17 protein-coding genes are annotated in these 21126 nt (G+C 66.0%); 12 read left to right on the forward strand and 5 right to left on the reverse strand.

All coding sequences use genetic code 11. The features are described from left to right. The first annotated feature begins 43 nt into the window (after nt 1–43). The 6 genes from ACWHYV_RS01040 to ACWHYV_RS01065 all read left to right on the forward strand — a co-directional run bounded on the left by ACWHYV_RS01040 (nt 44) and on the right by ACWHYV_RS01065 (nt 7750). The gene (locus ACWHYV_RS01040) at nt 44–664 is read left to right on the forward strand and encodes a hypothetical protein (protein ID WP_447978812.1); all 621 of its coding nucleotides are present in this window, start codon (nt 44–46) and stop codon (nt 662–664) included. Nucleotides 665–729: 65 nt separating this feature from the next. After that, complete coding sequence (locus ACWHYV_RS01045; RefSeq protein WP_447978813.1) at nt 730–2397, forward strand: glucose-6-phosphate isomerase; 1668 nt, start codon at nt 730–732, stop codon at nt 2395–2397. 4 nt (nt 2398–2401) lie between these two features. Further along, the gene (pgl, locus tag ACWHYV_RS01050; RefSeq protein ID WP_447978814.1) at nt 2402–3175 is read left to right on the forward strand and encodes a 6-phosphogluconolactonase; all 774 of its coding nucleotides are present in this window, start codon (nt 2402–2404) and stop codon (nt 3173–3175) included. Continuing rightward, nucleotides 3176–4237, forward strand: a complete 1062-nt coding sequence (glk, locus tag ACWHYV_RS01055) for a glucokinase (RefSeq protein WP_447978815.1) — start codon at nt 3176–3178, stop codon at nt 4235–4237. It abuts the gene before it with no gap. 53 nt (nt 4238–4290) lie between these two features. Beyond that, the gene (gene rpiA / locus ACWHYV_RS01060; RefSeq protein ID WP_447978816.1) at nt 4291–4980 is read left to right on the forward strand and encodes a ribose-5-phosphate isomerase RpiA; all 690 of its coding nucleotides are present in this window, start codon (nt 4291–4293) and stop codon (nt 4978–4980) included. A gap of 1 nt (nt 4981) precedes the next feature. Further along, a complete protein-coding gene (locus ACWHYV_RS01065; RefSeq protein ID WP_447978817.1) occupies nt 4982–7750 on the forward strand; it encodes a M1 family metallopeptidase in 2769 nt (922 codons plus the stop codon). Nucleotides 7751–7815: 65 nt separating this feature from the next. Here ACWHYV_RS01065 and ACWHYV_RS01070 read toward each other — a convergent pair whose 3' ends face one another. Beyond that, the gene (locus tag ACWHYV_RS01070; protein WP_447978818.1) at nt 7816–10491 is read right to left on the reverse strand and encodes an ABC transporter permease; all 2676 of its coding nucleotides are present in this window, start codon (nt 10489–10491) and stop codon (nt 7816–7818) included. 76 nt (nt 10492–10567) lie between these two features. Beyond that, the gene (locus ACWHYV_RS01075; RefSeq protein WP_447978819.1) at nt 10568–11251 is read right to left on the reverse strand and encodes an ABC transporter ATP-binding protein; all 684 of its coding nucleotides are present in this window, start codon (nt 11249–11251) and stop codon (nt 10568–10570) included. A gap of 60 nt (nt 11252–11311) precedes the next feature. On the opposite strand from ACWHYV_RS01075, the gene ACWHYV_RS01080 reads away from it, so the two are divergent. Further along, the gene (locus ACWHYV_RS01080) at nt 11312–12202 is read left to right on the forward strand and encodes an arylesterase (protein WP_447978820.1); all 891 of its coding nucleotides are present in this window, start codon (nt 11312–11314) and stop codon (nt 12200–12202) included. Here ACWHYV_RS01080 and ACWHYV_RS01085 read toward each other — a convergent pair. Further along, nucleotides 12175–12360 carry a hypothetical protein gene (locus tag ACWHYV_RS01085; RefSeq protein WP_447978821.1) on the reverse strand — a complete coding sequence of 62 codons (186 nt, stop codon included), beginning with the start codon at nt 12358–12360 and terminating at the stop codon, nt 12175–12177. The genes ACWHYV_RS01080 and ACWHYV_RS01085 overlap by 28 nt on opposite strands. A 164-nt stretch (nt 12361–12524) precedes the next feature. Between ACWHYV_RS01085 and ACWHYV_RS01090 the strand changes: the two genes are divergently transcribed. Beyond that, nucleotides 12525–13160 carry a DedA family protein gene (locus ACWHYV_RS01090; RefSeq protein ID WP_447978822.1) on the forward strand — a complete coding sequence of 212 codons (636 nt, stop codon included), beginning with the start codon at nt 12525–12527 and terminating at the stop codon, nt 13158–13160. 2 nt (nt 13161–13162) lie between these two features. Here ACWHYV_RS01090 and ACWHYV_RS01095 read toward each other — a convergent pair whose 3' ends face one another. Together ACWHYV_RS01095 and ACWHYV_RS01100 are read right to left on the reverse strand one after the other, a co-directional pair. Continuing rightward, complete coding sequence (locus ACWHYV_RS01095; RefSeq protein ID WP_447978823.1) at nt 13163–14035, reverse strand: SWIM zinc finger family protein; 873 nt, start codon at nt 14033–14035, stop codon at nt 13163–13165. Between the two features lie 203 nt (nt 14036–14238). Further along, entirely contained in the window at nt 14239–15198 is a 960-nt protein-coding gene (locus tag ACWHYV_RS01100) for a ChaN family lipoprotein (RefSeq protein WP_447978824.1), read from the reverse strand. Between the two features lie 107 nt (nt 15199–15305). Here ACWHYV_RS01100 and ACWHYV_RS01105 point away from each other — a divergent pair, with 107 nt between their 5' ends. The 4 genes from ACWHYV_RS01105 to ACWHYV_RS01120 all read left to right on the forward strand — a co-directional run bounded on the left by ACWHYV_RS01105 (nt 15306) and on the right by ACWHYV_RS01120 (nt 20940). Continuing rightward, nucleotides 15306–16640, forward strand: a complete 1335-nt coding sequence (locus ACWHYV_RS01105; RefSeq protein ID WP_447978825.1) for a hypothetical protein — start codon at nt 15306–15308, stop codon at nt 16638–16640. A 42-nt stretch (nt 16641–16682) separates the two neighbouring features. Continuing rightward, nucleotides 16683–17624 carry an AAA family ATPase gene (locus ACWHYV_RS01110; RefSeq protein ID WP_447978826.1) on the forward strand — a complete coding sequence of 314 codons (942 nt, stop codon included), beginning with the start codon at nt 16683–16685 and terminating at the stop codon, nt 17622–17624. Nucleotides 17625–17695: 71 nt separating this feature from the next. Continuing rightward, nucleotides 17696–18820 (forward strand): DUF58 domain-containing protein, encoded by a 1125-nt coding sequence (locus ACWHYV_RS01115; protein WP_447978827.1) that lies wholly within the window; start codon nt 17696–17698, stop codon nt 18818–18820. Next, a complete protein-coding gene (locus ACWHYV_RS01120) occupies nt 18820–20940 on the forward strand; it encodes a transglutaminase TgpA family protein (protein ID WP_447978828.1) in 2121 nt (706 codons plus the stop codon). The genes ACWHYV_RS01115 and ACWHYV_RS01120 overlap by 1 nt, the downstream gene beginning before the upstream one ends. Nucleotides 20941–21126 lie beyond the last annotated feature (186 nt).

The raw sequence follows: 21126 nt of genomic DNA on the forward strand, positions 1-21126 counted from the left end.
GCCCGCCTCGGATCGTGTATACTCCCTCAACCTCCGGCTGGTCATGGCTTCCCGATTCTGTTGCTGCATCGTCGTTGCCGCCCTGCTCGGCCCATCCTGGGCCGCCGACCCGCGTGCCGACCCGGCCGCGATCGCGCAATCCAACCGGCTCCTCGAAGAAGAGCTGAAGCTGGCGGCCCGCCCGCATCTGTACCTCGTGCTCGATCTCACGAGCGCGGCCGTGTTGATCAAAGGCCGAGGCCTCGAGCTCCAACGGATCCCCATCGAGGAGTGGACGATCATCGAGGGTGCTCCAGTCGCGGGTGTCTACCGGCTCCGCTCACGGCCGGCCGTCACGCGCCCGAAGGCGGCCGCGGCCGACGATGCCGCGTTCAGCGCGATCGAGCTCACTGATATGCCCGACAGCTATGAGTTGTACTTCGAGCCCGGCCTGCTCATCGCCGTGAGCGCTCCATGGCGCGAGCGTCCCTGGCCATGGATCAAGCACCGGCTCGGGGGATGGTGGACGCGCCTTCGTGCGGCGGCGGGGTTCGCTCCCGGCGATGCGCCTCCGATCGGCGTCCGAATCCATCTGTCTCTGAGACAAGAAGCGGCGCAATCCTTGGCATGGTCCGTGGTCGACGGCATGCCGCTCATCACCGATTCTCCACCGAGCACCCCGTAAGCCCTCGGTTTGCGTTTTCCGGCCGCCCGAGCCTAAGATACAAAAAATCTTCGGCTCACCCACCGATGCCCACATCCGACTTCAAGACCACGCTGGGCCGTTACGGTCCGGAGGTGCAGCGGTCGCTTCAGCGCCTGGCGGACGACCGGCTGGTCCCGCGCGTCTGGGCGCGCGATCACCGCATTTGGCGGCCGGACCCCAAGGAGATCGACGACCGATTGGGCTGGCTGACCGTCCCTCGGGACATGCAGGGACGCCGGGCGGAGCTGCGGGCCTTCGCCGACTCTCTTCGAGCCGACAGGGTTCGCCATGTGGTGCTGCTGGGAATGGGAGGGAGCAGCCTTGGCCCGGAGGTGCTCCGGCTCACGTTCGGCTCCGCTCGCGGCTACCCGCGGCTGCTCGTGCTGGATTCCACGGTTCCCGGGGCCGTCCGCGCCGTGACCGAGGCCATCGATCCGGCGAAGACGCTGTTCATCGTCGCGAGCAAGTCGGGCGGAACCATCGAGGTCATGTCCTTGTTCGCCCACTTCTGGGCGCTCGTCTCTCGCACGCAGGGCCGCTCAGCGGGGCGCCAGTTCATCGCGATCACGGATCCCGACACGAGCCTGGGAGCCTTGGCCAGCCGGCACGATTTCCGGTCGACCTTCATCAATCCGCCGGACATCGGCGGCCGCTACTCGGTCCTCTCCTACTTCGGGCTCGTTCCGGCGGCGCTCACGGGGATCACCGTCGACACGCTCCTTACACGAGCGGTCGAGATGGCGCATCGCTGCGGCCCCGATCGAGCCGTCGAGGAGAACCCGGGGGCTCAACTGGGCACCGTCATGGGCGTCCTGTGCCGGGCAGGTCGGGACAAGGTCACCGTCCTCACGTCCCCGGCGCTCGACTCCTTCGGGCTGTGGGTCGAACAGCTCCTCGCGGAGAGCACGGGGAAGGAAGGGACCGGGCTCATTCCGGTCGTGCAAGAACCTCCTCTGCCGGCGGACGCGTATGGAGACGATCGGCTGTTCGTCTCGGTGCGGCTGGATGGGGACGCGAATGAAAAGCTGGATCGTCAGATCGCCGATCTGAAAAAAGCGCGTCATCCCGTCGTGCAGCTTCGCGTGCGAGACCGCTATGATCTCGGGGGGGAATTTTTCCGCTGGGAGTTCGCCACCGCGATCGCCGGACACTATCTGGGCATCCATCCGTTTGACCAGCCGAACGTTCAGGAGAGCAAGGACAACACCAAGCGCTTGCTCGACGCCTTTCAGCGGGAGGGGCGCCTTCCGGCCGTGGAGGGCGATGAGACCCTCCAGGAACTGCTCGACGAGGCCAAGCCGGGGGATTATGCCGCGATCCTCGCCTACGTGACGCCGTCCCGGCAGGTGGAGGCCGCGTTGAGGGCCCTGCGTCGAGCGATTGCCGCACGGTACCGGCTCGCCACGACGGCGGGGTATGGTCCCCGGTATCTGCATTCCACCGGGCAGCTGCACAAGGGCGGGCCCAACCGGGGACTGTTCGTCGAGCTGATCGAGCGCATGACTCCGGATCTCAAGATCCCGGACGCCGGCTACACGTTCGGCACGCTGGCGACGGCGCAGGCCGTCGGGGACGTCCAGTCGCTGCGCGCGCACGGGCGACCGGTCGTGGCGGTGTCGCTCGGCCGGGATGCCAGCCGGGACATCACGGCCCTGTTGGACGGGCGGAAGCGGCGGCACCGTCCGAGCCGCGTGTCCGGCTCGCGGAAGTGATTCGATGCCGGCCGCCGAGCTTCGGGTATTCGACGACGAGGACGAGGTTGCGCGGGAGGCCGCCGAGCTCTTCGTGTGGCTCGCTGGAGAGTCGGGCCGGGAGCGCGACCTGTTCCGCGTGGCGCTCTCCGGAGGGAAGACGCCGCGGACCCTCTATCAGCGGCTCGCTCAGGAGTATCGGCGTGGTCTCGATTGGTCACGGGTCGAATTTTATTTCAGTGACGAGCGTTGCGTGCCTCCCGATCATCCGGAGAGTAACTTCAGGTCGGCGGAGGAGACGCTGCTCCGGCCGTTGGGCATCGATCCTCGCCGGACGGTCCGGATGGAAGGCGAAGCGGTTCCGGACGAGGCCGCCGACCGGTACGAGAAGGTCATGCGGGACCGGTTCCAGGTCGCGCCCCCCGCGTGGCCGCGTTTCGATCTCATCCTGCTCGGCCTTGGAGAAGACGCGCACATCGCCTCGCTCTTCCCCCATTCGGCTGCCCTCAAGGAAGGGGCTCGGGCCGTGGTCGCGACGAAGGCTCCTCACGGCGTACCGGACCGCCTCTCGTTCACGGTGCCGCTGATCAACCAGGCCCGTCAGGTGCTCCTACTGGTGACCGGGGAAGCCAAAGCGGGGGCGGTCCGGGCCGTTTTCGACGACGAGTCCCTCGATCCGTTCGAATACCCGGCCAAGCTGCTCCGCGGGGCGGAGGGGCGGGTGAGCTGGTTCCTCGATCGGGCGGCTGCCTCGCAGTTGGCGCTCAGCAAACAACAGCTCGAAGGTGATGAGGCCTAGATGATCCTAGCCGGTGACATTGGCGGTACAAAGACGCGGCTCGCCTTGTTCGATTGGACGACCGAGCGGGTGGAGCCGGTCCGTGAAGCGGTGTTCCTGAGCGGGGAGTACAAATCGTTCGAACAGATTCTCGACGAATTCCTCCATCCGCCGAAGGCCGTCGAGGGGCCGGACGACGCCGAGGCCGCGGCGGAGCGGGAGCCTCCGGTTGAACCGGCGCCGCCGGAGGAACCCGTCACGGTCAGTGCCGCGTGCATCGGGGTGGCCGGCCCCGTGATCGACAACCGGTGCCGAACGACCAATCTTCCCTGGTTCGTCGACGGTCACGAGTTGGCCCAGCGTTTCGAGATCCCGCGGTTACGGCTGCTGAACGACCTGGAAGCCACCGCCCACGGTCTGCTCCAACTCCGCCCCGATGAGACCGTCACGCTCAACCACGGCAGCCCGCCGTCTGAGAAGCGGGCAATGGCGTTGATTGCGGCCGGAACGGGGCTCGGAGAGGCGATTCTGTTTTGGGACGGGAGCCGCTACCAGCCCATGGCATCGGAAGGCGGCCATTCGGATTTCGGGCCGAACAATGACCAGGAGATCGAGTTGTTGCGGCATCTCCGCCTCAGCTATCTCCATGTCAGCTATGAACGCGTCCTGTCGGGTCCCGGCCTCCACGCCATCTATGAGTTCTTGCGCGACACGAGACGGAACGAGCCCACCTGGGTGGCCGAGCGCATCAAGGTCGGCGATCCGGCCGCGGTCATCGCCGACATCGGCCTGAAGAAACAGGCGGAGATCTGCGTACAGGCGCTCGATCTGTTCACGTCGATCTACGGGGCCGAGGCCGGGAACCTGGCGTTGAAGGCGATGGCGCTCGGCGGCGTCTACATCGGCGGTGGGATCGCGCCCAAGCTGCTCGCCAAGCTGCAGGACGGCACGTTCATCCGGGCGTTCGCCGCCAAAGGACGGTACAAGAAGCTCCTGAGCCAGATCCCCGTCCACGTCATCGTGAACGATCAGTGCGGCCTGCTGGGGGCGGCCGCCGAGGCGGCGAAGATGGCGAACGGCTGAGAGGGCCTGCCTGGCGGCCTCGGCCTGGCGCTTCAAATAATGAAGGGGGAGCCGTGACGGACAAGGACGCGTGGAAGCGGGCGGCCGCCGAGGCCGCCGTGCAGTACGTGCAGGACGGCATGGTCGTGGGCCTGGGGACGGGGTCGACGGCGAAGTACGTCGTGCTCGGCCTCGCCCAGCGGATCCAGCGCGGGCTGAAGGTCCGCGGAGTCCCGACATCGCGGGAGACCGCGGAGCTGGCGCGGGCGCATGGGGTGCCGCTGATCGACACCGAAGACGACTGGGTGATCGACGTCGCGATCGACGGGGCCGACCAGGTCGATCCGCGGTTGAATCTGGTCAAAGGCGGCGGCGGCGCCCTGTTGAAAGAAAAAATCGTCATCGCGGCGGCGCGGCACGTCATCATCGTGGTGGACGAGACGAAGCGTGTGCCGGTCTTGGGGCTGCCCTTTCCCCTCCCGGTCGAAGTCGTGCCGTTCGGCTGGGGAAGCACGGGTCGGCTCATCGAGTCCTTTGGAGTCAAAGCGGTCATCCGCCGGCGGGCCGGCGCCTACTTCAAGACCGAGGCGGGGCACTATATTCTCGACGTCCACGTCCCGCGGATCGATCAGCCGGCCGAATTGGAAACCCGGCTGAACGAGATTCCCGGCGTGGTCGAAACGGGGCTCTTCGTCAACCGCACGGATCTCCTCATCGTCGGCACCGCGCATGGTGTCGAGGTGCAGAAGGCGGTGAGGACATGACGTGCCCGGGGAGCGCCACCGGGATGCGCCTCGGACGTTTCCTGCGGGTGTGACGCGGCGCCGTGTCCTTGAAGCGGGAGTACGGGCCGCCGGCGCCCTGCTGGGCTTCCAGGCGCTGAGTATATTCGGAGCACCCTTGCGCGCCGCGGCCCGCCTGTCGTCCGGGCGACCGCCCGGCGTCGAAAGAGAAGAGATCGATGGAGCGCGACGAGCCATGAATCCCTATCGATTACCGCAGCATGTCGTTCCAATCCGGTATGATCTCCGGCTGGAGCCGAGTCTGGCCGATTTCACGTTTCAGGGCGAAGAGACGGTCACGCTCACCGTCCACCGGGCGACCTCGGAGATCGTGCTCAACGCCGTGGAGTTGCACATCGAGCGGGCGACGATCGAGCAGGGCACGGTGCACCATCACGGGACGATCGAGATGGAGGACGCGACCGAGCGCTGCCGGATCCGCTTCCCGGTCCAACTCGAGCCCGGCACCTGGCGCCTCCAGCTCGCCTTCCGTGGGTTCCTCAACGACAAGCTCCGCGGCTTCTATCGGAGCACCTACACCGACGAGCAGGGCCGGCGGCACGTCCTCGCGGCGACGCAGTTCGAAGCGACCGATGCACGCCGGGCCTTTCCCTGTTGGGACGAGCCGGCCTTCAAGGCCGTGTTCGCCGCCACGCTCGTCGTCGATGCCCATCTTGCCGCGGTCTCGAATACACCGGTGCTCTCCGAGCGCCGCGAGGGCGGGAAGAAGATCGTGCAGTTCGCGGACACGATCCGCATGTCCAGCTATCTGGTCGCGTTCGTCGTGGGCGAGCTCGAAGCGACGGAAGCCGTCATGGTCGGGTCGACGCCGTTACGGATCTGGTCGGTTCCCGGAAAGCGCCGACTGACGCCGTTCGGGCTGGCGATCGGGGCCTTTTCCCTCCGGTTCTTCGAGGAGTACTACGGCGTCCCCTACCCGGGTCACAAGCTCGACCTGCTGGCGATTCCCGACTTCGCCTCCGGGGCGATGGAGAATCTGGGCGCGATCACCTTTCGGGAAACCGCGCTCCTCGTCGATGAGGGGACGGCGACTCACGCCGAGCTGGAGCGCGTCGCCGACGTCGTCGCGCACGAGAACGCGCACATGTGGTTCGGCGACCTGGTCACGATGAGCTGGTGGAACGGACTGTGGCTGAACGAGGCATTCGCGACGTTCATGGAGATGCTCGCCGTCGACGCCTGGAAGCCGGCTTGGCGCCGGTGGACGACCTTCGGCGTCTCCCGGGCGGCCGCCATGTCGGTCGATGGGCTGCACAGCACCCGCCCCATCGAATACCCCGTCGTCGCGCCCAAGGATGCGGATGCGATGTTCGACGTGCTGACCTACGAAAAGGGAGCGTCGGTGCTTCGTATGATGGAGCAGTACCTGGGACCCGACGTGTTCCGTGACGGGGTACGCGAATACTTGCGGGTACATGCCTACGGGAATGCGGATACCGGCGACCTGTGGACGGCGCTTGGGCATGCCGCCGGACAGCCGGTTCCGGAGGTCATGAACGGGTGGATCTTCAAGCCCGGGTACCCGCTGCTCACCGCGACGGTGGCGCGCGGCCGGCTGGTGATCAGCCAGCAGCGCTTCACCTATCTCCCGCAGCCGCCGGCCGGTTCCCCCTCGGATCCCGATCAGCGCTGGCAGATCCCGGTTCAGCTCAAGTGGATGGCAGCGGGCACGAGCGAGTCTCGGCGTGTCTTGCTGACCGCGCCGGAGACCGAGCTGGATGTCCCGGCCGGCTATGATGCCGTCGTGCTAAACGAAGGAGGGCACGGCTTCTATCGGGTTCGCTACAGTGCGGAGCTGTTGGAGGGGCTCGTACGCCTGCTTCCGGACGGGCTGGCCGCCATCGAGCGCTTCAATCTGATCAGCGATGCCTGGGCGGCGGCGGTGGCCGGCGTGATGCCCGTGTCCGACTACCTGGATCTGACCGCGGTCTTCGAGAAGGACCGTGACAAGAATGTCTGGGAAATCCTCCTCGGCTCGTTTCACGGCCTGAACCGGATCATCGCGCCGGAGGATCGTCCCAACCTCGAAGCGCTCGTGCGGACCCGCCTCGGCTCGCTCTTCCGCGAGCTGGGCTGGTCCCCCCAGGCCGGCGAGGATGAGCTGACCAAGCAGTTGCGGGCGGAAGTGATCCGGGCACTGGGCACGATCGGCAACGACTCCGGCGTCCAGCAACAGGCGGCCGAGCGATATCGTGAGGCGGACCGCCTCGACCCCAATCTGCTGCCCGCGATCATTGCGATCCTGGCGCACGTGGGCGACGCATCCCGCTACGAGGAGTACGTGCGCCGTTTCAAGAGCGCGGCCACTCCCCAAGAGGAGCGCCGCTATCTGTACTCGCTGGCGCTGTTCACGTCGCCCGCGCTGCTGGAGCAGACGCTGGTCAAGACGGTGAACGGCGACATTCGGACGCAGGATGCGCCGTTCATCGTCCGCATGGTCCTGACGAGCGTCTACGGCCGGGAATTGGCCTGGCAGTTCGTCAAGCGCGAGTGGGAGACCATGGACCGTCTCTTTCCAAAGAACGGTCTGCGGCGGATGTGCGAAGGGATCACCGCGCTGGCCACGCCTGAGTTGGAGCGCGACGTGCGGCGGTTTTTCGAGGAGCGAAAGATCGACCTCGGCGGCAAGACGCTGGAGCAATACCTCGAACAGTTGCGGATTGCGGTGACCCTGCGTGAACGGGAAGCTTCACCTCTTCACGCCTACCTCGATCGCGTCTTGGCTCGCTGACCTCATCCCTTGGGTCGTACCGGCCGATCCCCGCGGCGCCGCGGCCGTTCTCCATCCTGCGGCGCCTATTCATGCCGAAGGATGGACAACGGACGCTCGCCCAGGATGCGATAGGTGGCCAGAAACCCGACGGCGACGGTCAACACGATGGTCAAGGCGAGGCCGACCAGGAGCACATGGACCGGCCAGATCCAGGGCAGATCGAACACGGAGTCGAGGATGGCCCATGACAGCCCGGCGGCAAGTCCCGTTCCGATGAGGCCCGCCACGGACCCGAGGACCGCGTACTCGGCGGCGAAGGCGCCGGCGATCAAGTTCCGGGTGGCGCCCAGGGCTTTGAAGATTACCGACTCGTACAACCGCCGGTAGCGGGTCGTCGCCAGCGCCGCGGCCATGACCACGGCTCCCGCCAGAATACAGAAGCCGGCGATCGCGCGGATGGCGAAGGACAGGTGTTCGAGTACCCGTGAGAACGTCCCCATGACCTCACCGATGTTGATCGCCGTGACGTTCGGGAACGCATCCACGACCGCCTGCTGAACCGCCATCTGTTCTCCGGGCGATACTCGCGCGGTGGCGACGTACGTAAACGGGGCCCCCTCCAACGCACCGGGCGAGAGAATCATGTAAAAGTTGGTGGAGAAGTTGTTCCATTCCACCTTGCGGATGCTGCTCACCGTCCCAGACACGAGGGCGCCCTGGATGTCGAACGCCAGCGTGGAGCCGACGGTGACCCCCAGATGGCGCGCCGCGTCCTCCTCGACGGAGATCAAGGGTTGGTCCGGCCGGGCGCCGGAACCCCACCACTGACCGGCGAGGATCGCGTTGTCCTTGGGCAACTGCTCCAGGAACGTCAGCACGTATTCCCGGGTCAGATACCACGACACGCCGTGTTCTTCACGATCTCCTCCCTTGTCGGGCTCGCGGTCGACGCCTCCATTCAAGGGCACCGGTCGGCCGTTCACGGCATGCAGTCGGGCGCGCACGAGCGGCGTGAGGTCGATTCGGGTGCCGGGCAGCCGCTCGACGAGGAGGCGCTCCACGCCATCGCGCTGGTCGGGCTGGATGTCGATGAAGAAGAACGTGGGGGCGTCGATCGGTCGGCTGTCCCCGATGTGACGGACCAGCGATCGCTCGATGATCGAGATCGTCATGATGATCATGACCCCGATCCCGATCGCGACCGTGATCGAGATGGCTTGACTCCCCGGGCGCCACAGGTTCGCGAACGCGTGCCGAAGCACGAGGGAGCCGGGAGGCGGAGCGAGCTTGAGCGCCGTGACCAGGAACCGGGCCGCGAACACGAGGAGGAAGGCCCCCGCGACCAGCCCGCCGAGGAACAGGGCCCCGATCACGACCGACTCGGCCTGCCACATCGCCACGCCGGCGAGACCGAGCGCAATCGCGCCCGCGGTCACCACCCGCACGGCATCGCGCGGCCGCCGTGGCCGCCGGCGCGGTCCGTCGGCACCCGGGTGTCGCGCTTCCAACGCCAGAACGTCCGCCCGGAAGATGAGCGCGGGACACACGTCCCGGACCCCGAGCAGAGGCCAGATGGTGAACAGCAGCGTGGTGGCGATCCCGAGCAGGAGTCCTCTGACGAGGGGGGCGGGCGGCAGCGAGTAGCCGCCTTGGGACAGCTCGAGAAGCTGTTGCGGGAACAGCCCGGCCAGAAGGGTCGGCATCGCGTGTTGCACCGTGGTTCCGATCAGCAGGCCCGCCACGCTGCCGATCGAGCCGAGGGTGACGGCCTGGAAGAGGTACGTGCGGATGATCGTCTTCGAGTCCGCGCCGAGCGTTTTCAGCACGGCGATCGTGTGCAGCTTCTCTTTGAGAAACGCGTGGATCGTAGTCGCGACGCCGATGCCGCCGACGAACAACGCGGTGAGCCCGATTAGGCCCAGGTACCGATCCAGTTGTTGGAGGAAACGTCGGAGCTGCGGCTGGGCGTCCCGAAACGCCGTGATGCGAGCGGAATCAGGCGCGAGCCGGTCGCGCAGCTCCTCGAGGACCTGCCCCGCGTCCAGGGAGGCCGGGACCCGGATCAGGTGCCGTTCGCGTACGCGGCTGCCGGGTTTGACGAGGTCGGCCGCCCCCAATGCGTCTTGTGACACGAGCACGCGGGGACCGAGGCTGAACGCGCTGGCAATGCGATCCGGCTCGTGCGCAATCGTGCCGCGAATGCGAAACCAGGCGCGGCCGATGCTGAACTGATCGCCGACGGAGAGGCCCATTTTGATCAGCAGGGCCTCTTGCACCACCGCGCCATAGCACCGGTGCTCCTCGCCGGCGACCCGACAGGGGGCCGGGTCCGGCGCCAGGAGGTCCGCGAGGGGGCGCGTCGGGGTGGTCTGCACGGTCCCATAGAGCGGGTACGCGGGCTCGACCGCTTTGAGCTCGATGATCTGGGACGAAACCGGGCCGGCCGCGGTCGGGGATCCGGAATTCGACCTCGACGCCATCGCGACCAGCTCGCTCACGTGGGTGACGCTCGCTCCTCTTTCCCCCAGTCCTTCGAGGACAGCCCGCCCCTGCTCGCTCAACGGATGCGAGAGCCGCACTTCCAAGTCGCCCCCCATGAGGCTCCGGGCTTCGCGCGCGACGGTCTGCTCCAGATTGTCGGCAAACAGCCCGACCCCGACGAGCGCGGCGACGCCGAGCGCGATGCAGACGAAGAAGTAGAGGAAGTGACGCCAGGCCGTCCGTGTCTCACGCCACGCCATGTTCACGGAAAACGGCATCGAAGAACCTGTCTCCTATGGTCCGCCCTTCGGGCGGGAGGGTGACGCGGCGCTCCGGAAACAGCCGGTGCCCGGGTCATGGCCGAGGGACCGAGGACACGTCCGAGGCGATCCGACCGTCGCGGAGCGTGAGGATGCGTTCGGCGAATGCCGCCAGGCTGGCGTCGTGGGTGACGAGCACCAAGGTGCTCCCGTAATCCCGGTTCAAGCCGAGGAGGAGGTCGATCACCTGCTGCCCGGTGGTCGAATCCAAGTTGCCCGTCGGCTCATCGGCGAGCAAGATCGGCGGATGCACCGCAAAGGCCCGGGCGACGGCGACGCGCTGCTGCTCCCCGCCGGACAGTTGCATCGGATAATGGCTCTGCCGGTCGGCAAGACCGACGGAGGCGAGCAGGTCGGCGGCCCGCGTCGCGGCCCCGCCATCGCCGTTCAACTCGAGCGGGAGGGCGACATTCTCGAGCGCCGTCAAGGTGGGGATCAGGTGAAAGGATTGGAAGACGTACCCGATGTGCCGGCGCCGAAATCGGGCCATCTCCGTTTCCGAGAGACCGGTGATGTCGACGCCGTCCACCCGAATGGATCCGGTCGTCGGCCGATCGAGCCCGGCGATCAAGCCCAACAGGGTGGACTTGCCGCTTCCCGATGGCCCGACGATCGCGACCCGCTGCTTGGCCGGGATGTCGAACGACACGTCGTTCAGCACGGTCACGTCATGGCCGCCGCCGCTGAGTCGCATGCTGACGTCGACGAGGCTGATCATCGGCTGGTCCCTCCGTTGGCCGTTGAGGGTATATTATACTGTCGCCCTTCGAGTGTTCGAATGAGAGGCGTTCTGGAGGATCTGCCGGTGAGGCAGGGGTGGCCATTCGTCATGATCCCGGCCTCGATGCTGCTGATCGCGAGCATCTGGGTGCTCGGCTGTGACCGAGCCCCGGGCGACGGCATGTCAGAAGCCACGTCGGTCGTCAGCTCCGAGGAGCATGCCGGCCGCGCGACGGAGCCAACGGCGGACCCGGGCGGGCCGAGAGGCCTGCGAGATCAGCAGGACGAGAGGCCGACGATCGTGGCGCTCGGGGACAGCCTGACGGCCGGCCCGGGAGTCCCGAGGGACCAATCGTATCCTGCGCATCTCCAACGGCGGCTGAACGAGGCCGGGTATCGCTATCGCGTCGTGAATGCCGGCGTGAGCGGCGACACGAGCGCCGGTGGGCTTCGACGACTCGAGTGGGTGCTGAAAAGCCGGCCCGAGCTCGTCATCCTGGAGTTCGGGGCGAACGACGGGCTCCGCGGCCTGCCCCTGGAGCAGTTGCGCGCGAATCTCGACGAGATGATCCGTCGGCTGCGCGCAGCGGGAGCCACCGTCGTCCTGACCGGGATGAAGTTACCGCTGAACTATGGCGAGGAGTATCGGACGCGCTTCGAAGCGGTCTACCATGAGCTCGCCCGTCGGCACGACCTGCCGTTCGTCCCGTTTTTCCTCGAAGGCGTCGGCGGGCAGACGCGCTTGAACCTGGACGACGGCATCCACCCGACCGGAGAAGGTTACCGGCTCATCGCCGACCATCTGTGGCCGGTTCTCAAGCCCTTGCTCAAACACGAGGGGCGAGCCGGACCACGTGACGGCCATCGGGTCTCGCGCTCGGCGGACCGCCGAGCCCGGGCGCCGCACGCGAGTGCAGGGCGTCAGGACTTCTTGAAGAACGTGTCGTAGACGCCGTAACCGAGAATGATGGCGATCAGCGTGTAATACATGCCGCTGATGCCGCTGTAATCCGGCGCGCCGCCTTTCGGCTCGTTGGCCAGTGCGGCCGCGCTCGTCAAGAACACACTCACGACTCCACCCGCGAGACCCGAAACAATCCTGCCCATGATCGCTCCTCCTCATCGGTCGCCTCTGGCTGACCGCTTGGTTGAAATGGGCGCGATTCTACAGAATCCCCTTCTCGGTCTGCAAGAGCCCAAGAGCACCCTAGTTCTCCTGGCCTAGTCTTTGGAACCGCGTCCAGGTAGAATCGCGCCGCTTGGTGGAGGCGATGCAGCACTGGATCGGGCTCTGGTTTCAGATGGTGAACGAGTGGGGCTACGCCGGGATCATCGTGCTGATGGCGCTCGAAAGCTCGATTTTCCCGATCCCGAGCGAGATCGTCATTCCCCCGGCCGCTTACTGGGCGTCGCAAGGTCGCTACAGCTTCGCCGGCGTGGTCATCGCCGGCACCGTGGGGAGCTATGCGGGAGCCGCCGCGACCTATTGGGCGGCCCGGTGGTTGGGACGGCCGCTTCTGGTTCGTTACGGGCCGTATCTCTTCTGTCCCGAAGAGAAGCTGCTGCGAGCGGAGCGCTGGCTGGCGCGGTATGAAGCGGGCGGGGTGTTCTTTGCGCGCCTGGTTCCCGTCGTGCGCCATCTCATCGGGATTCCGGCCGGTCTCGTGCGCATGCCGTTCGGCCTCTACAGCGCCATGACGATCGTCGGGGCCGGGCTCTGGTGCCTGGTGTTGGCATGGTTCGGAACCACAGTGCTCGGTGACCAGCCGGAGCTCGTCGAGGACCCGGGCCGGCTCGTGCAGGTGCTTCAGCAGCAATCCTACCTGGTCGGCGGGTTCGCTCTGCTCCTGTGCGTGCTGTACGTGTTCGTGATGCGCGCGACGGGGAAGCCGGTGCGGGAAGCGTGACGTCAGGGTTTCTTGGTGAGGCTTTGGACGGCGGCAGCCGTCTCTTTGAAGGCGCCGGCGAGGCCGTCGAGCTGTGAGACGCTCTTGGTGACGTCGCCGACGATCCGCTTCATCTGACCATCGAATCCGTCAAAGCTCTTGGCGATCTCCACGAACTTGGCTTGCATCGCGCTGTAGGCCGCCACCTCCCGCCTGAGGGTTTCGCAGGCCACCTGGGCGGCTTTCGTGTCCTCCATACAGGACTGGAGCTGCTGGGTGACCCGGCCAAGATGCGCTTCGTGCGCCCGGACGTCGGCCTCCATCGCGGCGCACCGCTCCTCGCTCGCGCGGCGACGCTCGTCGAGACTTTGCAAGACCCGCACCCAGGTCAACGCCTCTTCCCCCAGAGGAGGTGGGCTGGGGAAGGGGTGTCCCTGCTCCACCAGCGGGACGGCCGCCTGCAGCCACTCGACGAATCGCGTGATCTCGCTGAGCTTGATGTCCAGCGCGGAGGACGTCCGGCCGTTCGACGCGGGTGGAGCCTGCACCGGGACGGGCTTGGCGGCGGGCTGCTGCGCGCTCTTCGCTTGCGCCCAGCGATGATACTCGAGCAGGACGGCAATCGAATGGCGGCACAGCGGCTGCTCGTTGTTCAACGGACAGGTGCACTTGGTCGACAGGGCCCCATCCTTGAGCTGGACCGTGACTTGATAGACGCCGGAATTGCCGATGACGACCGAAGAGATCTGGCGTTCGTCGGCATCGGTGATCCGAACCCGGTTTTCAGAGCGGTATTGGTGAGCGACCTGGTAGGCTTGGGCCTCGACGACCGACTGGACCATAGCCGGGTCGAGCAGGCTGAGACGTTGCGCTGAGCAGGCGATCTTGCCTCGCATGACGGCCCGTGATCCCTCGCAGGAAGACGTACGTACATGTGTACCCGCCGACGAAAGTCGTGTCAAGTCAGCATTCGGGAAGGTGGTGGCGACTCGGTCAGTATTGATTCAGTCTCGATTGGTGTGGCGGGACGAAGCGGACGCCCGGCCTCCGCGGGCGATTCCTTGAATATGCATGGCGCGGAACGAGTTGGAGACCCTGTTCATCCCCCACACCGCTTGGGCGGGCCTTGTTGCCCGACCGGTGTGAGCCAAACGTAGTCGGCGATCGTCTCGCGAAGCAGGGCCTCGATCTCCTCCGCACGATCCGCCGTCACGGAGGCCAGATACACCGTGGTCTGACGCACGTCCGGGACGCGCCTCCGAACCCGACTCGGCACGGGGAGGCCGTGCTGGATGTGGCCGCCGCCGGTATAGCTCACGACGGGGTGGTGCCGCTCGCCCGATGATGTCTCGTGACGCACGTAGTCGGCGATCACTTTCGCCATGCCTTCGTCCCGGAAGACCGACGCCTCGTACATCCGTCCATAGCCCTCCTCGGACAGGCCACCGTGGCACAGCGTGAGCTGGCGCATGATCACGGCGCGATAGTCAGGGTCTTCGACGAAGGTCTCACGATCCATGTGCCAGGCGGCCATGCCGCTGTCTGCCATCGCGGCGGCCAACCCCTGTCGTGCAACCGCCCGCACCAGTGACCGTGGCGGATTGAGCGCGAGCAGCGGCAGGCGTTGTGTCCGCGCGAACGAGACGAGCGGCTCGTAGTCTTCGAACGCGCCTCCCCAACCCGCGGCCCACTTCGATGCCGTCAAGAACTCTTCCCGAGAGGCATCCGGATCAGTCACATAGCGGTTCAGCGCGCTCTGGCCGTCCCACGTGAACATCTCCATTGCAAGCGCCGGGCGATGGTGGCGTTCCACGAGGCTGCGAAGGACCCGGAGCGCCGCTTCGATGTGCCACTGGTTCTGGTGTTCTTCGCCGAGGTAAATCACATCCTGCTCGGCCAGCAACGCAGCCCACTGCTCGAAGGCAACCGGCTCCCGGCGGTGGGTGTCCCAGATCTGCCAGGGGGCGAGCGCCTCGGCTGGTCGATCAGCGAAGCCGGCCGGAGACGAGAGGAGCAGGCCGGCCAAGGCTAGACAGGCGGAGAGCAGGATGGACCACATGGCTGGTTCCTAACACAGCCGAGGGAAACCGGCAAGCGCGCTTGACTCGGTCCCGACCGGCCTCTATGCTGTCCACCGGTTAGTCAAACTCGACTGCTCCTTCCTCGATGCCGTTCGATCATGCCCTCGCCGCTCACTTGAAATCCCGGCTTCGAGCGGTCAAACAGGCCGAGCCGCGCGCTTGGCAACGTTCCCGAAAGTTGGTCGGCCAGGACGCGATCGAGGCGACGCGGGCGGCCTTGCGAGCGGCCGTCGCCTCGTCCGACCTGCCCGCCGGCTTGAAGGAGGCCTTGAGCCAGACGTTGGGAGGGGCGGATTCCGACACCTCTCGAGGCGACGCGCTCAAGGAGTTGACCGGGCTGCCGCCGACCAAAGCGCTCCGCGCCCTCTGCGTCTTGTTCGGGATCGGCTCGGAATCCAGCCACGGCGAGCCGCCCGGATTGACGCCCGTTCAGGTCGAGCAATTCGTGCGGGAGCGCCCCAACCCCTATGACCTCTTGCTCGCAGCCCCCACCAGTTCGCTGCTGGACCTCGGGTCCGGAGACCTGTCGTTTGCGGTGGAGTTGGTCGACCGGTACTCCGGCGAGCTCCAGTCCGGGGGCCGCCATCTCACGCTCCATTGCCTCGACCGCCTCGATCCACGGTCGCGACTCGGCGGCCGGCTCCATGCCGACCCTCGTCACCTGGAGCGTCTCCATCGCGCGTCGCGGTCGCCGTCCTCCGCCCTGACGTTTCGTCTGTGGGGCAACGTCGATATGCTCGAGCTCGACGGCGTCCAAGGTCTCCTGTCCTCCTACACGATCGTCACGTGCCACGCACCCGCAACACCGACTTTTGCCTATGAACCCACCCGCGTGGCCGCGCGGCTGATCGAAGAGGACTTGAAGCGGACCAAGGGAGACTTTCGCCGCGTTCGCGTGGATGGTGAGGAAGCGTTGGAAGTACTGCATGGCGGGCGGGCGCTGCTGTTCCCGCCATGGAAGTTCGACGTGAAGGGTCCCCTCGCGCTGCTGTGCGTGATGGCCCGGCGAGGACGACTGTGCGTCTTGACGTCGATCGACTCGCACGTGTTTTGGGAACTGCTTTCGCAATTGCTGGAGGGCGAACGGGTCCGGCCCAAGGACGTCATCTTCACGCCGGCGATCCGACGGGAGGTCTTCGGCCCGGTCTACGAGGAGCTGAACGCGCTGCCCATTGGAGGACGCCTCGTCTTGAACGACGTGGCCCCCTTGCGCTCGGTCCTACCGGTGCCCGGCGCCTCCGAGCCTGCAATTGGCTTTCGTTATGCGGAGGTCCGTCGCGGCGCCGTCTTCGAAGGATTGCCCGCAAGCCAGACGGCCCGTCTGTTCGGCTCCATGCGGGAGGAAGAGCCGCCGTGGTTCCTCACGCTGGTCCCTGCCTCCCTCGACCGCTACATTGACGGTCCTAGGGCCCTTTGCTAGACTCTGGGTCACCGTCTGGCCCGTCACGAACTCTTCGAAGTCTTGAACTCTTCACAGAAAATACGCCTCCTCCAGACCAACATCGAGCGGGTCGTCAAGGGCAAGTCCCAGGTGGTCGAATGGACGGTCGTGTGTCTGCTGGCCCGCGGTCATCTCCTGGTCGAAGACGTCCCGGGGGTCGGGAAGACGACGCTCGCCCATGCCCTTGCCCGTTCCCTGGCCTGCTCCTTTCGGCGGATTCAGTTCACCAGCGACCTGCTCCCGTCCGATATCCTGGGCATTTCCATCTTCAACCGTCAGAAGCAGGCCTTCGAGTTCATGCCGGGCCCGATCTTTGCCCACATCGTCCTTGCCGATGAGATCAATCGGACGACGCCGAAGACACAAAGCAGCCTGCTGGAAGCCATGAACGAAGCCCAGGTCTCGATGGACAACGAGACCCGCGACCTGCCGCAGCCGTTCATGGTCATCGCGACGCAAAATCCAGCCGAGCATCATGGAACGTTTCCACTTCCCGAGTCCCAGCTCGACCGATTCTTGATGCGCATCCGTATCGGGTATCCCGACCTCGCGGCCGAAAAGGAGGTGTTGGATCGGCCCGCCTCTCTGCATCCCGCGGATGAGCTGGAGCCGGTGTTGACCGCGGACGAGGTCCTGGAGCTTCAGCACCACGCCGAACAGGTCCGGATGGACGACAGCTTGCTCGACTACCTGCTGGCGATCGTCGGTGAGACTCGGAAAAGCGAGCAACTCGCCTTGGGCGTCAGCACGCGCGGCGCGGTCGCCTTGTCGCGGGCGGCAAAGGCCTTGGCACTCGTGCGCGATCGGACCTATTGCCTGCCCGACGATATCAAAGAGCTCGCTCCCATCGTGCTCCCGCATCGCCTGATGCTGAAAACCCGGTCCGGGCCTCGCGGCCATCAGGTGGAAGAGGTGGAAGAGCTGGTCCGTCAGATCCTGGAGTCCGTTCCCGTCCCGCTGTGAGCAGCATGTCATCGCCGGCGGCCCCATCCTCCGAGCCTTCACGTCCACCGACGACCTGATCCCGAGGAGCCATGCCCTCGATCATGCGCCTCCGCCGACTGGCCCGACGGCTTTCCAAGAACCGTTCCTTGCGCGTGACCCCCGACGGGGTCCGGTTCGTGCTCCTCACGATTGGGATCGGCGTCGCCGCGATCAATACCGGGACGAACCTCCTTTATCTCCTCTTCGCGCTCATGCTGAGCCTCATCATCATGTCCGGCGTGCTGTCGGAGCAGTGCTTCAACCGCGTGACCGTCGACCGGAGGCTGCCGCCGTGCCTCTACGCCCAGCAGCCGGCCTCCGCTTCCTTCGTCATCAGAAACCGCCAGAGTCGCTTCCCGGTCTTTTCTTTGCGCGTCGCGGACGTTGCCGGCGAGACGTTCATCGACCGCGGCGTCCACATCCGGCATCTCGCGCCGGGCGGGACGGCGGTTCACTACTATCCTTTGCTGGTCAACCGGCGAGGCCGCTTTCACCTGGAAGCGGTGGCGCTGATGACGCGCTTCCCTTTCGGCCTCTTCGACAAGACCGCGATCCTGCCCGTGCGAGCCGATCTGCTCGTCTATCCCCGGCTCAAGCCGCTGCCTCCGCTCCTGCTCGACGATCTCGAGACGTTGGGGCAAGAGGAAGCGTTGCCGCGGCGCGGCAAGGGGACCACCCTGTATAACCTCCGGCTCTACCAGCCGGGGGACGACTCGCGGAGCATTCATTGGAAGACCACGGCTCGCAAGGCGCAACTGATCCTGCGAGAGACGGAAGCCGAGGACCAGCGTCGCGTGACCCTCGCGCTCCCCACGCGGCTCTCTCGATCAGAGCCCGGCTCGACGGATCGTTTCGAGGACGCCGTCTCGCTCACCGCCTCGTTGTGCGTCTTCTTCATCGAACGGCTCTATGAGGTGCGCTTGCTATTGGGCGCCGAGGAGGTGCCGTATGGCATGGGAGAGGTCCAGTTGCATCGATTGCTCCTGGGCCTTGCCGACTGTCGGCCCGACCCGGCCGACCGGCCCCTCTCCACGGCGCTGCGTACCTTTACCGAACAGGCCGGGGCCAGCGAGATCACGGTGATGGTCCTCTCATGGCCCGACCCGGAGGCGATGGAGATCGGTCAAGGTGTCACGCGAATGCTCGTCGCCTCGGACTACCCGGAGCCGGCGTGATGGTGCCGCGCGCGCTCCGCTTCAGCGGCATCGGGCTGGCGACGATCTCTTTCCTCACACTATGGGGCGCGGGGCATTTGCATCCGGCCCTGATCGGCGTCGGGCTGGCGGCCTTGCTTGCGAGCCTGGGACAGGCGCTCTCGCCGGCGGGCGCGCGATGGCTGCGCCTGCCACTCCCGCTCTGGAACCTGACGCTGACGGCGGGCGTGCTGTTCGGCGCGATCGAGATGGTCTGGGGCTCTCAGGATCTCCTGCAAGCCAGCTCGTTCGTGTTGGTCGTGTTGATGGCGATCAAGCTGCTCACGCTCGATCGACCGGTCGATCATCTGCACCTGTGCGCGGTCAGCTTCCTCCAATTCTTGTCGGCGGCGGTCCTGACGACGGATCTCTGGTACGCGGTCGCCTTCGTTGCATACCTGGTCGCCGCCGTCTGGGCGCTCCTGCTCCATCACCTCGCGGTGGAGGGCACGGTGTCGAAGAGCCGAGGCCGCGCAGCGGCGGATCCGCCGCAGGTGCCGATCACACGAAGGTTCTTCTGGGCGACGACGGCGATCGCCGTCCTGACGCTGGCGGTCACCTGCGGCATCTTTTTTCTCATCCCACGGACGGGCTTCGGGTTTTTCCAGCGCACGAGCGGCACGGCCATCAGGACGTCGGGGTTTTCCGAGCGGGTCGACCTGGGCACGATCGGGTCTGTGAAGCAGGATGCCGCGTTGGTCATGCGCGTGCAGTTTCCCGGTCTCGAGGAGCCTCCGACCGGGCCGTTCTATTTTCGGGGGGCGGCCTTCGATCGCTATACCGGCCGGTCGTGGACCAATACCTTCAGCCGCCGCCGGGTGGTCCTTCGAAGCGATGACGGGCTCTTCGACCTCCTGCCGGGTGGTCGCGCGCGACCCGGCGCCTCCCCGATTCGGCAAGACATCCTGATGGAGGCGCTGGACACGAACATCCTCTTCGGGATGCCGGTCGTTCAACAGATTCGTGGCGGGATGACGGCCATTCAAAACGACGCCATGGGGCAAATTTCGTCGCTGTACGGGCGGGCCGGCCGTTTTCAATACACGGTCTTGTCGCTGCCTGCACCGCTTGCCGAGGAGGACCGGCGGGCGGCTGCGTTCGCCTACCCTCCCGAGATCCAGCGTCACTTCCTGCAGCTTCCCGAGCTGAGCCCGCGGATTGCGGAGTTGGCCCATGCGATTGCCGACCAGGCAACGAGCCCCTTCGCGAAGACGCTCGCCGTCAGGGATCACCTCCTCCGAGCCTATCGCTACACGCTCGATCTACCACCCGAGGTGAGCCAGACGCCCCTCGAGGACTTCCTCTTCACGCGCAAGAGCGGCTACTGCGAGCACTACGCGACCGCCATGGTCGTGCTCCTTCGGACGCTGGGCATTCCTGCCCGGTTGGTGACGGGATTCCTGCCGGGAGAATGGAATGACTTCGGGCACTACTATGCGGTTCGCCAGCAAGACGCCCATGCCTGGGTGGAGGTCTATTTCCCGCACTCCGGCTGGCTGACCTTCGATCCGACCCCAAGCCTCCCCTTCGATCTCTCCAATCGCGTGTGGAGGCAACTGACCGGCTTTGTCGACACGATGCGGCTCAAATGGGATCGGCTGGTGGTCCAGTATAGTTTTCGCGATCAAGTCAGCGCGGTGCAGGGCCTTCAGCAGCAGAGCGATCGACTCCGCGGGTGGATGTCCGAGGTAAGCGACGCGGTCGGTGTCTGGCGAGGGCGATGGTCCCAGCCGATGAGGCCCGGGGCGACCCTGGTGATGGGAGGGATCGTGACGGCAGCCCTCCTCATCGCATGGTTGGTTCACCGGGTCCACAAGGCGATCCGTGTGGACAGCCCGGCAGACGTACAGATCATCCGCCTCTATCAGCGCATGCTGGACGAGCTGGCCTCACACGGCCTCCGGAAACGAGCGGGATGGACTCCTTGGGAGTTTGCGCGTTATGTCTGCCAGCAACGGGCCGAAGCCGAGCCGCTCGTTGCTGCTCTGACCGACCTCTATTGTCGTGCCCGGTTTGGCCGAGAGCCAGTCTCCGACAAAGACCTGGAGCAGGCTGCGTCGCTTGTGCGGAGGCTCGGCTCAGCGGGAAGGGGTCTCCGATAGGAGCGAAGGTAAGGTCGGAGCGAGAATCAGGCGACGGCCTCAGTTCAAGTCAAAGAAAATGAATTCCAAGTCAAAGAAAATGAACCATCGAGCAATGCCTGCTTCAAAGCTGAAGGAGCGCTGTGGATGCGAGGTCTGCCGGAAGGAGCGCAGCAGCGCCGGGTCAGGTGCTAAGGGGTGGTGGTC

It is taken from the genome of Candidatus Nitrospira bockiana (assembly GCF_965152565.1).